11 protein-coding genes are annotated in these 13,171 nt (G+C 74.9%); 6 read left to right on the top strand and 5 right to left on the bottom strand.

Annotated elements, in window-relative coordinates:
• Positions 1–49: 49 nt before the first annotated feature.
• Positions 50–1,894 carry a rhamnogalacturonan lyase gene (locus SMD20_RS07885; RefSeq protein ID WP_329592470.1) on the bottom strand — a complete coding sequence of 615 codons (1,845 nt, stop codon included), beginning with the start codon at positions 1,892–1,894 and terminating at the stop codon, positions 50–52.
• 166 nt (positions 1,895–2,060) lie between these two features.
• Here SMD20_RS07885 and SMD20_RS07890 point away from each other — a divergent pair, with 166 nt between their 5' ends.
• The 3 genes from SMD20_RS07890 to SMD20_RS07900 all read left to right on the top strand — a co-directional run bounded on the left by SMD20_RS07890 (position 2,061) and on the right by SMD20_RS07900 (position 5,025).
• Positions 2,061–2,918: a TIGR03619 family F420-dependent LLM class oxidoreductase gene (locus tag SMD20_RS07890; protein ID WP_329576963.1), complete on the top strand. Its 858-nt coding sequence runs from the start codon at positions 2,061–2,063 to the stop codon at positions 2,916–2,918.
• Positions 2,919–2,999: 81 nt separating this feature from the next.
• Positions 3,000–3,401: an ATP-binding protein gene (locus SMD20_RS07895; protein ID WP_329576966.1), complete on the top strand. Its 402-nt coding sequence runs from the start codon at positions 3,000–3,002 to the stop codon at positions 3,399–3,401.
• A gap of 67 nt (positions 3,402–3,468) precedes the next feature.
• Complete coding sequence (locus SMD20_RS07900; RefSeq protein WP_329576968.1) at positions 3,469–5,025, top strand: AMP-binding protein; 1,557 nt, start codon at positions 3,469–3,471, stop codon at positions 5,023–5,025.
• On the opposite strand, the gene SMD20_RS07905 is transcribed toward SMD20_RS07900, so the two are convergent.
• Entirely contained in the window at positions 5,010–5,867 is an 858-nt protein-coding gene (locus SMD20_RS07905; protein WP_329576971.1) for an SGNH/GDSL hydrolase family protein, read from the bottom strand. The genes SMD20_RS07900 and SMD20_RS07905 overlap by 16 nt on opposite strands.
• A gap of 146 nt (positions 5,868–6,013) precedes the next feature.
• Between SMD20_RS07905 and SMD20_RS07910 the strand changes: the two genes are divergently transcribed.
• Positions 6,014–8,530, top strand: coding sequence for a DUF7825 domain-containing protein (locus SMD20_RS07910; RefSeq protein WP_329576974.1), 2,517 nt, complete (start codon positions 6,014–6,016; stop codon positions 8,528–8,530).
• A gap of 56 nt (positions 8,531–8,586) precedes the next feature.
• Here SMD20_RS07910 and SMD20_RS07915 read toward each other — a convergent pair whose 3' ends face one another.
• On the bottom strand, positions 8,587–9,561 hold the full coding sequence (locus SMD20_RS07915) for a helix-turn-helix transcriptional regulator (protein WP_329576977.1): 975 nt from the start codon (positions 9,559–9,561) through the stop codon (positions 8,587–8,589).
• Between the two features lie 87 nt (positions 9,562–9,648).
• Between SMD20_RS07915 and SMD20_RS07920 the strand changes: the two genes are divergently transcribed.
• Positions 9,649–11,241: an FUSC family protein gene (locus SMD20_RS07920; protein WP_329576980.1), complete on the top strand. Its 1,593-nt coding sequence runs from the start codon at positions 9,649–9,651 to the stop codon at positions 11,239–11,241.
• 68 nt (positions 11,242–11,309) lie between these two features.
• Positions 11,310–11,822, top strand: a complete 513-nt coding sequence (locus SMD20_RS07925; protein ID WP_329576983.1) for a MarR family winged helix-turn-helix transcriptional regulator — start codon at positions 11,310–11,312, stop codon at positions 11,820–11,822.
• A gap of 49 nt (positions 11,823–11,871) precedes the next feature.
• On the opposite strand, the gene SMD20_RS07930 is transcribed toward SMD20_RS07925, so the two are convergent.
• A complete protein-coding gene (locus SMD20_RS07930) occupies positions 11,872–12,183 on the bottom strand; it encodes a tetratricopeptide repeat protein (protein WP_329576987.1) in 312 nt (103 codons plus the stop codon).
• Positions 12,184–12,185: 2 nt separating this feature from the next.
• Entirely contained in the window at positions 12,186–13,166 is a 981-nt protein-coding gene (locus SMD20_RS07935) for a pirin family protein (RefSeq protein WP_329576990.1), read from the bottom strand.
• Positions 13,167–13,171 lie beyond the last annotated feature (5 nt).

Here is a 13,171-nt window from a genome sequence, read left to right on the forward strand (position 1 = left end):
CGCCGGGACGTGAGGACTCACGCCGGGCGGCCGGATCACAACGGTCAGGTCAGCGGACGTAGATGTCCGGGCGGGGCGGCGTGGGCATGCGGTCGCCGAGGAAGAAGCTCGTGTGCGGCGGCTGGTTGTAGGCGGTGTTCTGCCAGGCGACCGAGACCCGGTAGAGGGGGTCGTGCATGAGCGTGTAGAGGCGGCGGTCGGTCGGGATCGTGGTGGAGTAGATCCGCAGGGCCCGGTTGTCGGAGGTGGGCCAGACGACCTCCTCACGCCAGTCGCCGAACAGGTCGGCCGACAGCGACGGCGTGGCCTTGGTGCCGTTGTTGGAGTGGACGCCGGAGGCGGTCAGCAGGCGGGTGTCGCCGTCCGTGCCGTACTTGTCGATCCGCGTCTGGTCGAGCAGCTCGCGCACCGGGTCGCCGTCCCACCAGACGAGGAAGTTGATCGAGGACGGCTTGCGGCCGGCGGTGTTGCCGGTGACGCTGCGCAGGTTCCCGTCCGCGGCGGACCAGAACTCCGAGGCGACCCGCACGGTCGAGATGTCCCCGGCCACGCCGCGCCCGTTGTCGGAGCCGGACGCCGTCTGCCAGAGGATCTGGCCGTTACGCGGATCGATGTAGAGCGAGCCGGGCTGGCTGGTGCCCTCGCTGACCTTGAAGTACTCCAGGCCGGCGCGGGCCGGGTCGAAGTCGCCGAGGTGCTGGGCGTCGCCGTGGCCGGTGCGGGTGGACCACATGCCGGTGCCGTTGTCGTTGACGGCCATGGCGCCGTAGACGATCTCGTCGCGGCCGTCGGCGTCCACGTCGCCGACGGACAGGCTGTGGCTGCCCTGGCCGGCGTACTGCGAGCCGGCCGCGTTGCTGTCGAACGTCCACCGCTTGGTGAGCGTGCCGTTGCGGAAGTCCCAGGCGGCGATGACGCTGCGGGTGTAGTAGCCGCGGGCCATGATCAGGCTCGGCCGCTCCCCGTCCAGGTACGCCGTCCCGGCCAGGAACCGGTCCACCCGGTTGCCGTAGCTGTCGCCCCAGGAGGAGACGGTGCCGCGCGGCGGGTCGTAGTTCACCGTGGACATGGCGGCGCCGGTCAGGCCGTTGAACATGGTCAGGTACTCGGGGCCGGACAGCACGTAGCCGCTGGAGTTGCGGTGGTCGGCGCCGGAGTTGCCGATGACGGCGCCCGCGCCGTCCCTGGTGCCGTCGGCGGTCTTCATGGCGACCTCGGCCCGGCCGTCGCCGTCGTAGTCGTAGACCTGGAACTGGGTGTAGTGCGCCCCGGCGCGGATGTTGCGGCCGAGGTCGACGCGCCACAGGCGGGTGCCGTTGAGCCGGTAGGCGTCCACGAAGACGTTGCCGGTGTAGCCGGACTGGGAGTTGTCCTTGGCGTTGGACGGGTCCCACTTCAGGATGATCTCGTACTGGCCGTCGCCGTCCACGTCGCCCACGCTCGCGTCGTTGGCGCTGTAGGTGTAGGAGACGCCGTCGGGGGTGGTGCCGCCGGACGGGGGCTGGATCGGCACGTCGAGGTACGCGCCGCCGGTGAAGCGCAGCGAGGCGGGGGAGGCGGCCTGCTCGGCCCCGCCGACCACGGCCCGGACGGTGTAGGAGGCGTCGGCGGCGGCGCCGTTGTCGAGGTAGTTGGTGGAGGCGGTCAGGCCGGAGACGATCCTGGTGGAGCCGCGGTAGAGGTTGAAGGAGACGCCGTCGGGGTCGGTGCCGAGCAGCCGCCAGGAGACGAGGTTGCCGGAGCCGGAGCGTACGCTGATCAGCCCGCGGTCCAGGTCCTCCATCTGTTTGGTCGGCGGGGCGGCCTGGGCGGGGGCGCCGGTCGTCACGACGGCGCCGGTCGCCGCCGTCGCCAGCGCCGTCGCCAGGGCGAGGGCGGCCTTTCGTAACCGCATCACGGGTCCTTCCTCGTAAGGTAAGCGCTTTCCCGATGGGCGAAGAAATTCACGGGGCATGGAGCGGGGTCTCGGCGTATTAAAGCCGTCACCCTGACGGGCGGCAAGCGATCGTGAAACTTTCGCGCTTGCCATGACGCCGGTGTCAGGGTTCTAGCCTGCGACGGTGAAATTCGGAATCAGCTACAACGCCGCCCATTTCGGCACCGACCCCGAGCACCTCGTGGCGTTCGCCCGGCACGCCGAGGAGTGCGGGTTCGAGTCCCTGTACGTGCCGGAGCACGTGGTCATGTACCAGGGCGCCCGGATCGGGCCCTTCGAGCTGCCGCCGGCGCTGCCGTACCTGGATCCGCTCGACTGCCTGGCCTTCGTCGCCGGGGCGACCCGGCGCATCCTGCTCGGCACCGCCGTGCTGCTGATCCCGTACCACCATCCGGTGCCGCTCGCCAAGCGGCTGGCCACCGTGGACGTGCTGTCCGGCGGGCGGATGAGGCTGCTCACCGTCGGGGTCGGCGCGCTGCCCGGCGAGGCGCGGGCGGTCGGGGTGGACTTCGCCACCCGGGGCCGGCGCGCCGACGAGGCCCTCGACGTGCTGCGGCTGCTGTGGGCGGGCGGCGAGGAGGGCGTCGGTCACCAGGGGGAGTTCTACGCCTTCGACGACCTGTGCAGCTTCCCCAAGCCGCTGGGCGGGGCGGGCCTGCCGGTGCACGTCGGCGGGTCCAGCCGGGCCGCCGCGCGCCGGGCCGGGCTGCGCGGCGACGGCTGGTTCCCCGGCGGGCGGCTCGACGCGCGGGAGCGGGCCGGGCAGTGGGAGCTGGCGAGGGCCACGGCCGCCGGGGCGGGACGGGACCCCGGCGCCCTGGAGTACACCCGCTGGGGAGCCCTCGACATGACGGAGGAGGACGTCGAGACGCTGGCCGCGCAGGGGGTGACGCGGATCGTCGTCAGCCCGGCCTCGCCCGATCCCGAGGGGCGGCGGGAGGAGCTGGCGGCGTTCGCCGGGCGGTTCCGCCTGACTTCCTGATCTACATTGTAAAGGCCACATCTCCGGTCGTTGTGACCTTGAGCACTGTTCGGAACGCCGGAAGTCGCCGACAGTGAGGACATGGGCCTGCTGAAGGTGGACTTCGACGAGAGCTGCCTGGTACGCACCCGCCACGCGGTCCTGGCCTGCGCCCGCGCACAGGGGCTGGCCGGCGAGCGGCTGGGCGACTTCCTGTCGGCGGTCAACGAGTGCCTGGTCAACGCGGTCGAGCACGGCGGCGGGCGGGGCCGGCTGCGCCTGTGGCGCGAGGACGGCCCGGCGGGCGGCAGATTGGTCTGCGAGGTCGCCGACGACGGGGACGGCGTCCCGATCGAGGTGCTGAAACGCGAGTCGCTGCCGGCGGCGTCCGCCCCGGGCGGGCGCGGCATCTGGCTGATGCGCCGCCTGTCCGACGAGGTGGTCTTCCTCACCGGGCCCGCGGGCACCACCGTCCGCATAGCGCTGGAGGTGACGGGTTCCTGAGGGCCGTGCCGGGGTACACGTACGATCTCCGTCGATCCCCGTTCGAGCGAAAGGCGTCGGTGCGCGGATGTTCGCAAGGCTGGTCGAGCTGGGCGGTTTCGGGGTGGAGGCGGCGGTCACGCTGACCCGCAACGGGCTGCTGGGGCCGGTTCCGCCCGCCGCGCTGGCCCGTGTGGTGGAGGCGTACCGGCATTTCCACGTCACCCCGGCGGCCGGGGTGGCGATCGCGGCGGCGCGCTGGCCGGACCGCACCGCCGTGGTGGACGAGGCGGGTTCGCTGACGTTCGCCGAGCTGGACGCGCGGGCCGCCGGGCTGGCCGCCGAGCTGCGGCGGCGGCACGCGGTGGGGCCGGGACGCACGGTCGCCGTCATGTGGCCCAACGACCGGGGCTTCCCGCTGGCGATCGCGGCGGTGTCGCGGCTGGGCGCGGATCTGCTGCTGCTCAACACCGGGCTCGCCGGGCCGCGGCTGCGCGAGGTGCTGACGCGGGAGGGCGTGGACGTGCTGATCGCCGCGCCGGACCTGCCGCCGGTGGAGTTCGACGGGCCGCGCGTGGGCGACCTCGACGCGCTGGCCGCCGCGGGACTGGCGGGCGGCTCCGCCCCCGAGCCGCCGCGCCGGCCGGGACGGCTGGTGCTGCTGACGTCGGGCACGACCGGCACGCCCAAGGGCGCTCCGCGCCGGCTGTCGCTGCCCGAGCTGGCCGAGCCGTTCGTGTCGATGCTGACCACGGTGCCGCTGCGCGGCGGCGAGCCGATGCTCATCGCGCCGCCGCTCTTCCACGGCCTGGGCCTGCTCTGGTACGGCGCCGCTCTGGTGCTCGGCTGCCCGGTCGTGCTGCTGCGCGGGTTCGACGCCGGCGCCGTGCTGGACGCGCTGGCCGTCGAACGGGCCGCGGCGCTGGTGGCCGTGCCGGTCATGCTGCGGCGGCTGCTGGCCCTCCCGCCGCGCCGCCTGCCGGACCTGCGGGTGGTGGTCTCGGGCGGTTCGGCGCTCCCTCCCGGCCTGGCCGCCGCGTTCATGGACGCCTACGGCGAGGTCCTCCACAACCTGTACGGCTCCACGGAGGCCGGCTGGGCGGCGCTGGCCACGCCCGCCGAGCTGCGCGCCGCGCCCGGCACCGTCGGCCGCCCGCCGCGCGGCGCGACCGTCCGCGTGGCGGGCCCCGACGGCGCCGAGCAGCCGCCCGGCGAGGTGGGCCGGGTGCTGGTGTCCGGCGGGCTGACCTTCACCGGCGCGGCCGACGGCCTGCTGCCCACCGGCGACCTCGGCCACCGGGGCAAGGACGGGCTGCTGTTCATCGACGGCCGCGACGACGACATGATCGTCTCCGGGGGCGAGAACGTTTTCCCGCAGGAGGTCGAGGACCTGCTGGCCGGGCGGCCGGGCGTGGCCGACGTGGCGGTGCTGGGCGTGCCGGACGAGGAGTACGGGCAGCGGCTGGCCGCGTACGTGGTGCCCGACCCGGACGCGCCGCCGTCGGCCGACGACCTGCGCAAGGCGGTCAAGGCCGAGCTGGCCGCGTACAAGGTGCCGCGCGAGGTGGTGTTCGTCGAGTCGCTGCCGCGCAACCAGACGGGCAAGGTCGACCGGTTCAGGCTCCTGGATCAGCTCGCGGGCTGAGCGGCTCCGGGCTCGCGCAGGTGCTCGACGATCAGGCGGGCGACCGCCGTCATGCCCGCCAGGGTCGGATGGTACGGCACCGCCGCGCCGCGCCGCAGCAGTGAGCCCTCGTACCCGGTGACCCAGGGCTCGGGGGACAGCGGCCCGTGGTCGAGGCCGGCCGCCGAGGCGCGTACCAGCTCGGATCCGCTGCGCGCGGCCGCCGTGGCGAAGGCGCGGGACAGCAGCTCGGCCGTCCGGGTGACCTGGGACAGCTCGCCGGGCGTGAGCGGCAGCCGGGGCGCGGGCACGCCGGCCCGCTCGTGGCTGCCGGCGACGGGCAGGTAGTCGACGAACAGCACCCGCGCGGCCGGGGCCCGCCGCCGGGCGGCCTGTCCGACCGCCGTCATGGCCCGCTCGGCCGCCTCCACGCTCTGCCCGTCCACCTCCAGCGACACCCGGCCGCGCGCCCACCGGGCGGCCCGGCGGGAGATCCGGCCGAGGCGCCGAGCGGCGGCGTCGGCGACCCCGGCGGCGATCAGGCCGCCGATGTAGCCGAGGTCGTTGCCGCCCACGGTGATCGTGACGAGCGCGGTGCCGCTGGTCACGGCCTCGATCTGGGCGGGCGTCCCGCGCCGCCCCTCCAGGACGTCGGCCGTGGTCGCTCCCGAGAAGCTGACATCGGTCAGGCGGAGGGAGAGCGCGCCGGCCACCTGGTGGGCGTAGTTGCGTCCGGAGCGGCGTGCCCGCCGGTCGACGATCGGTGCGATCCCGGGGCCCGCGGCGAAGGAGCTGCCGATCGCGACGTAGCGCGCGCCGGCCGTGAGGGGGTGGGTGGCGTTCGCCTCGTCCGCCTGCGTCATACGCTCCCCTTCACCCGTTCTGTCCGCTGTTGTCACCCTGCCCCAGAGGGCCGTCGGACGGCAAGATCACCGGCGGCCGGGAACTGTCGGAGGGTCCCGCTAACGTCCCCGAGCATGATCAGCCGTGATGGATCGGAGGTCCCCGCGTGAGCGCCTGGGACGACCTGCTGAAGCTCGCACAGGCCGGCGACGTGCAGGGCACGATACGCCGCGTCGGCGAGCTGACCCCGGCCGAGCGCCGGTCGGTGGCCGCGGAGCCGGCCAGGCGCCTCGCCCGCCGGCGCGCGGCCGGCATCTCCCCGTGGGAACACCGCCAGGAGCTGTCGCCGCTGCTGCTGACGGGCGCCGGCGTCGTCGGCGGGGCGTCGGCGGTGGCGTCGTGGCTGCTGCGGCGCGACTTCCGCGACCTGAGCGACCGGAACGTCCCGCGCGTGCTGGAGGTGCTGCGCGCCCGGCCGGACGACTGGCGCGCCGACCTGGCCGTGCGCCTGGCCCGGCGGTTGCGGCTCGTGGACGGATGGACGTGGCGGGTGGCGGCGGAGCTCGTCCGCGAGACGGGCGTCGAGCCGCCGCCGGACGCCGACGCCTTCAAGACCGGCTGGCTGCGCACGCTGGAGCCGGACCGGGCGGCGGGCGATCCGCTGCTCGCCGCGTACGGACCGAGGCTGTTCGAGATCGACGGGCTCGCCACGCTGCCGCTGTGGGAGGTGGCCGACAACGTCGTCCGCCTGGTCGAGGCCGGGCTGCTGGAGCGGACGGTCGTGCTCGACGGGCTGGTCCGGCGGCTGCTGCGCGACGGCCCGGCCGCGCTCCCGCCGCTGGCGGGCCTGCACGACCGGCTCGACCCCGATCTCGACGAGATCGCCCGGCACGCCGAGGACTACGTGGCGCTGCTGCCCGCCGGGCCGATCGCGGTGGCCGATCTGGCGCTGGCGCAGCTCCGGCGGCTGGAGGAGGCCGGGCGGCTGAGCGAGGAGTCGTTCACCGAGGCGCTGGAGGCGCTGGCGTTCCGGCCGGAGAAGAAGCTGCTGCGGGGCGTGATCGCGTGGGCGGGCGACGCGGTGCTGCGCGACGGTGGCCGGACGGGCACGGTGCTGCGGGCGATGGCGCTGCTGTTCGCCCAGGACACCCTGGCGCTGCAGGAGCGGGCCGTGCGGCTCGCGGTGCGGCTGGCGCCGCAGGCCGGCCCCGAGGAGCGCGCGGCGGTCCGCGCCGCCGCCGCGGGCCTGCCCGGCGAGCTGCGGGAGAAGGTCGCCGCCGGCTACGGAGGCGCCATCGACGCCGACGAGCCGGAGGCGGTGCCGCTGCCGGCGGCGGGGGACGGGCGGCGGCTGCCGGCGCCGTACGGGTCGCCGGAGGAGCTGGCGCGCGGCATCGACGTCTTCCTCTCCGACGAGGATCCGCACACGTTCGAGGTGCTGCTGGCCGGGCTCGCCACCTGGTCGGAACGTGACCCGGAGGGACTGCGCGCGGCGCTGCGTCCCTGGACCGAGCCGCTCGACGCGAGCTTCTTCGGTCACTGGCCGGACGGGCTCGACCAGCACGCCGGCTACGCGCTGCGGCGGGCGTTCCTGGCCTTCGCCGCGTCGGCGGCGAGCAGATCGCTGCCCTCGCGGTCCAGGCGGTGGACGATATCCCTGGCCGTCCTCGACGAGCCGCCGGCGCGCCGGTGCGCGGAGCTGGCCGGCCGCTACGCCGACGGCGGCCGCTACCCGGTCGTCCTCGCGACTCCGACGGCGGTCACCGGCCACGTGGCGCCCGGCGTGCTGCTGGACCGGCTGGAGCGCCTGGAGGCCGAAGGGGTGGAGGCGCTGCCCGCCGACCTGACCCAGGCCCTGCTCCGCCTGCCCCGTGAGATCGCCGCCGCCGACGTCGCCCGCGCCGGGCGGCTGGCGTCCGAGGCGGGCCGGGCGTGCGCCGCCTGGATGCGGGGGGAGCGCCTGGGTGATCCCGAGGTGACGGTCGGCCGGGATTCCTGGTCCTGGCTGCGGGTCACCATCGACGCGGCCGGAGCGCCGGAGCGCGGGCGGGAGCTGCTGGAGATCCGGGCGGCCCATTCGTGGTCGATGGACTGGTGGCCGCTGGTCATGCCCTCGCACCGCGACGTGGTGGCCGCCCATCTGGTGTCCCCGCTGGCCGAGGGCACCGAGGCCACCGACAGCGACGCGCGCGTGCTCGTGGATCTCGTCCACGGCGACGGGCCGCTCGGCGCGGGCATGGCGTACGCGCTGGCCTGCGGCATGGGGCAGGCCCAGGCGGCCGGGCGGGCGGCGGCGGGGGACGCGCTGCTCACGCTGGCCGCGCGCGGCGAGGTCCCGGCCGCCGAGCTGGCCGAGGTGGTCACGAAGCTGGTCAAGAGCGAGTACGTCAAGCTGAACCGGGTGGTCGCGGTGCTCGACGACGCGACGCAGGCGGGCGCGCACGAGGCGGTGTGGGAGGTGGTGGCGCGGCTGCTCCCCGGGCTGCTGCCGGAGGAGGGCGAACGGCCGCGTGCCGGGCTGGCGGACCTGCTCGCGGCGGGGGCGCGGGCGGCGAGGATCGGGCGGGTGCGCGCGGACCTGCCGGAGGTGGCGGCCATCGCGGCACGCAAGGGCTCGTCGCGGTTGATCCAGGAGGCGAGGCGGCTCCAGAGACTCCTCCAGAGTTCGGAATCTACATTGTAAAGGCGTCGGGTTGGGTCACCTCTCCGCCGACACCCGAAAACCAGGACAGCGGCGAGTCAGCCCGCGGCGGCCCTGGCGTAGCGGCGGGCCAGGCGCTCGAATGCGTTCCTGAGCTCCGGCGGGCCGACGACCTCGATGTCGGCGTCGAACCTGCCGAGCCCGGCGGCCAGGCCGTGCCACGACCAGGAGCCGAGGACGAGCCGGCAGCGGCCGGGCCCGAGCTCCTCGACGATGCCGTCGCGGAGATAGGGGGCCACGTCGGCGGCGGGCAGGTGAAGGATGACCTCGCCCTGGCAGGGCCAGTCGGCGGTGCCGGTCGCGGGATCGGAGCCGCGGAAGCGGGCGGCGATGAAGGTGGCCACGTCGCCCGTGGGCGGTTCGCGGGGGGTGAAACGGGGGCCGGTCGGGACCTTCGGGGTGATGCGGTCGGCGCGGAAGGTGCGCCAGTCGTGGCGGTCGAGGTCCCAGGCGAGGAGATACCACCGCCCCCGCCAGGTGAGGAGATGGTGGGGCTCGACCCGGCGCGGCGGACCGTCGTCCTCGGCGCCGGGGTAGTCGAAGCGGAGGACCTCGCGGGCGTGGACGGCCGCGCTGATGGTCATGAGGAGGGCGCTGTCGGCGCGCGGGCGTGGCCGGTCGGTGGGGGGTTCGACGGCGGTGACGTGGAGGGCGTCGATGCGGTGGCGCAGGCGGGCGGGCATGACCTGGCGGACGGTGGTGAGCGCGCGGGCGGCGCCTTCGGCGATGTCGGCGCCGGTGGCGGTGGCGTGGTGGAGGGCGATGGCGAGGGCCACGGCCTGGTCGTCGTCGAAGAGGAGCGGGGGCAGGTCGGTGCCGGGTGTGAGGCGGTAGCCGCCGTCGGGTCCTTTGGCGGCGGTGATGGGGTAGCCGAGTTCGCGCAGGCGGTCGACGTCGCGGCGGACGGTGCGGGGGCTGACGTCGAGGCGTTCGGCGAGCAGCGCTCCCGGCCAGTCGCGGCGGGTCTGGAGCAGGGTGAGCAGGGAGAGCAGGCGCGCGGACGTCTTCGGCATGGAGTCATTGTGCCGGGAGTGGCGGTCACGTCCTGTCCGCTTCGGCCGCCGTTATTTTACGAGTGAAACATTTGCTAAACTTATGGGATGCGTTCTTCTGCCTTTGCCGTTCGTCTGCCGGTCCTGTCCGCGTTGCGGCTGAGACCGCTCGGTGACGTCTGGCACAAGCCCGCGTTCAGCTCGGTCGTCGCGCTGCTCGTGGTGCTGGGACCGCTGGTGGCGGCGGGGCGGCTGGATCTGGTCCTGTACGGCGCCACCGGCGCCATGTGCGCCCTCTACGGTCATGCGCTGCCTTACCGGGCGCGGGCCGGGGCGCTGGCGTGGGTCGTGGCCGGGATGCTGGCCGGCACGGGGATCGCCCTGGTGACCGCCGCGCTCAGCGACGCCGTCGCCGTACGGGTGGCGGTGGCGGCGGCGCTGGCGGGGCTGCACAAGGCGGTGTGCGACGCCACGCGCATCGGCCCGCCGGGCAACGTGGTGCTCACCTTCCTGACCGCGAGCGCGGCGTTCGTGCCGCAGCGGCTCGCCGACGTGCCGATGCACCTGGGGGTGGGAGTGCTGGGCGGGGCCGTGGCCTGGGCGGTGGGGATGGCGCCGTGGCTGGTCCGGCCGGACGGGCCGGAGCGGGTGGCGGTGGCCCGCGCCCTGGAGGCGACCGCTCGCCTGCTCCGGGTACGGCAGGGGCAGCACGACGGGACGGATGGCGTTCATAAGGCGCGGCACGCGGCCGCGGCGGCGGTGAACGCCGCCTGGCAGACACTGCTGCGCGCGGGCGCGGGCCGTGAGGAGCTGCGCCGGTTGCTGGTGCGGGCGGAGTCGGGCGTGAGCGGCGGAGTCGGGGCAGAGGCGCTGCGCGGCTGGGCGCGTGAGCTGCGCAAGGGCCGGCCGGTGCCCGTGCCGCCGGCCGGTGACCGGAGCACCGCGGCGGCCGAGCGGGCGGAGCTGGACGGGATCGCCGCCGAGGAGGACGCCGCGCGTGGGCTGCGGTCGCTGGCGCGGGATGTCGCGGGCCGGTGGCGGGTGGTCGTGATGGTGTTCGCCGGCTCGGCGGTGGCCGGGTGGGGGTCGATGGCGTTCGGGGTCGGGCGGCCGTACTGGGCGGTGGTGACGGCGGCGTCGGTGTTCGCGGCCAACACGGCCATGTCGTGGAGCCGGGCGGTGCAGCGGGTGGTGGGCAACCTGCTCGGGGTGGCGTTGTTCACGCTGCTGGCGCCGGTGACGCGGCTGGGGGCGGTGGCGCTGTTGGTGACGGTGCTGGCGCTGCAGTTCGTGACGGAGCGGGCGATGACGCGGAACTACTGGCTGGGGAGCGTGTTCGTGACGCCGACGGCGATCCTGATGACGCAGTTCGCGGGGACGCAGCCGGTGCCGGTGCTGGTCGCCGATCGGTGGCTGGACACCTGCGTGGGCGCGGTGGCCGGTTTGGTGGCGTGCGTGGTGCTGCGGGATCGGCGGGCCGCCGGGCGCGTCCACGACGGGCTGGAACGGCTGGAGCGGCTGGTGGCCGAGCCTCGTCCGGCGGCCGACCGGCTGCGCTCGGCGCTGGTGGGGCTGCGTGAGGCGGCCGACCTGGCGGCGGGGGAGTGGCGCGGGGCGGCGTTGCCGGAGGAGCGGATCGTGGCGGCCGAGCGTGCGGGTCACCGTCGTCTGGCCGAGCTGACCGCCGTGCGGCATTCGTGACGGCGGGCGCGTACGATCGGTCCGTCGCCGGGGTCGGGCCGGCGGGGATCGAGAGGAAGGGCGGGCAGGTGGAGGACGCCGTGGCGGTCGCGCTGCGTCAGTGGCGGCAGGTCCTTCCCGACGCCGATGACGCCGACTTCGACGCGATCGCCGTGATCGGCCGGCTCAACCGGTGCGCGGCGCTGCTGCAGCAGGCGACGGACGCGCCGCTGGGCCGGGCGGGGGTCAATCGCGCCGAGTACGACCTGCTGTGCGCGCTGCTGCGGGTCGGTGGCGAGTTGACGCCGGGGCGGCTGGCGCGGGAGACGTTCGCCTCGGGGGCGGCGGTGACCAAGCGGGTGCGGCGGCTGGAGCAGATCGGGCTGGTGGCCCGGCGGGTGGACGAGCGGGATCGCCGGGTGGCGCATCTGTCGCTCACCGAGCGCGGGCGGGCGTTCGTGCTGGAGCTGGTGCCGGAGCAGCTGGCGTACGAGAACGCGTTGCTGGCGGGGCTGGCTCCGGGGCGGGAGCGTGAGCTGGCCGGGTTGCTGGGGGAGTTGCTGCTCATGCTGGAGGGGCGGCTCGGCGGCCTGATCGGCTGAGAGCGGCGGGTCCCGGACGCGGGGCGATGCCCCGCGTCCGGGTGGTGGTTCAGGCGGTGCCGGTCATGACGGCGTGCAGCCGCAGGTACGGCGCCGCCTCCTGCGGGCGGCTGCGGCGTTCGAGCGTCCGGCCGAGCAGCAGGTACGCGTACGCCTCGGCCGGGTCGCGCTCGATGACCTGCCGCAGCTCGGCCTCGGCCCGCCCGAGCTGGGCGGAGTGGTAGTAGGCGCGGGCCAGCAGCAGCCGGGCGGCGACGTCGTCAGGCGCTTCCGCGACGACGCCGGCGAGGTGGCGGGCGGCTTCGATGTAGTCCTTGAGCTGGAAGAACATGCGCCCGCGCGCGTAGGTGTCGGCGATCATGGTCACTCCTTTCCCGGACCGGTGTGGGGGAGTCGGGCGGCGGGGACGACGCCGAGGCGGCCGGCCTGGTAGTCCTCCATGGCCTGGACGATCTCGGCGCGGGTGTTCATGACGAACGGCCCGTAGTGGACGACGGGTTCGCGGATGGGCTGCCCGCCGAGCAGCAGCACCTCCAGGTTGGGCTCGGCCTGCGGCTGGGTGGGGGCGGCGGCGAGGGTGAGCGAGTCGCCCGCGCCGAAGACGGTCAGTTGTCCCTTGGTGATCGGGCGTTGTTCGGCGCCGGCGGTGCCGTGTCCGGCGAGCACGTACGCCAGGGCGTTGAAGCCGGGGTTCCACGGCAGCTCCAGGCGCGCGCCGGGGCTGAGGGTGGCGTGCACCATCGTGATCGGGGTGAAGGTGACGCCGGGGCCGGGGTGGCCGTCCAGCTCTCCGGCGATGACGCGCAGCAGCGTGCCGCCGTCGGCGGAGGCCAGCAGCGCCGACTGCCGGCCGCGGATGTCCTGGTAGCGGGGGACGTGGAACTTGTGGGCGCGGGGCAGGTTGACCCACAGCTGGACGCCGTGGAACAGCCCGCCGGACACGACCAGGTGCTCCGGCGGCTTCTCGATGTGGAGCAGGCCGCTGCCGGCGGTCATCCACTGGGTGTCGCCGTCGGTGATCGTGCCCCCGCCGCCGGCGGAGTCCTGGTGCTCGAAGATGCCGTCGATGATGTAGGTGACGGTCTCGAAGCCGCGGTGCGGGTGCCAGGGGGTGCCCTTCGGCTCGCCGGGGGCGTACTCGACCTCGCCCATCTGGTCCATGTGGATGAAGGGGTCGAGCAGCGACTGGGGCAGGCCGGCGAAGGCACGCCTGACGGGGAAGCCCTCGCCCTCGTAGCCGGTGGGCGCGGTCGTCACCGAGCGCACGGGGCGCGGCCGGGCGGCGGCCGGGTCGGGGGTGGTGACGCGTGGCAGCGTCAGGGTGTCTGCGGTGACGGCGGGCATGACAC

Origin of the sequence: Nonomuraea sp. LP-02 (assembly GCF_036289125.1) — a bacterium.
Classification (GTDB): Bacteria; Actinomycetota; Actinomycetes; order Streptosporangiales; family Streptosporangiaceae; genus Nonomuraea; species Nonomuraea bangladeshensis.

Coding starts and splice junctions, on each gene's coding strand:
- SMD20_RS07885 (WP_329592470.1), bottom strand. CDS start 1,894: ATGCGGTTACGAAAGGCCGCCCTCGCCCTGGCGACGGCGCTGGCGACG.
- SMD20_RS07935 (WP_329576990.1), bottom strand. CDS start 13,166: ATGCCCGCCGTCACCGCAGACACCCTGACGCTGCCACGCGTCACCACC.
- SMD20_RS07895 (WP_329576966.1), top strand. CDS start 3,000: ATGGGCCTGCTGAAGGTGGACTTCGACGAGAGCTGCCTGGTACGCACC.
- SMD20_RS07920 (WP_329576980.1), top strand. CDS start 9,649: ATGCGTTCTTCTGCCTTTGCCGTTCGTCTGCCGGTCCTGTCCGCGTTG.
- SMD20_RS07900 (WP_329576968.1), top strand. CDS start 3,469: ATGTTCGCAAGGCTGGTCGAGCTGGGCGGTTTCGGGGTGGAGGCGGCG.
- SMD20_RS07915 (WP_329576977.1), bottom strand. CDS start 9,561: ATGCCGAAGACGTCCGCGCGCCTGCTCTCCCTGCTCACCCTGCTCCAG.
- SMD20_RS07930 (WP_329576987.1), bottom strand. CDS start 12,183: ATGATCGCCGACACCTACGCGCGCGGGCGCATGTTCTTCCAGCTCAAG.
- SMD20_RS07905 (WP_329576971.1), bottom strand. CDS start 5,867: ATGACGCAGGCGGACGAGGCGAACGCCACCCACCCCCTCACGGCCGGC.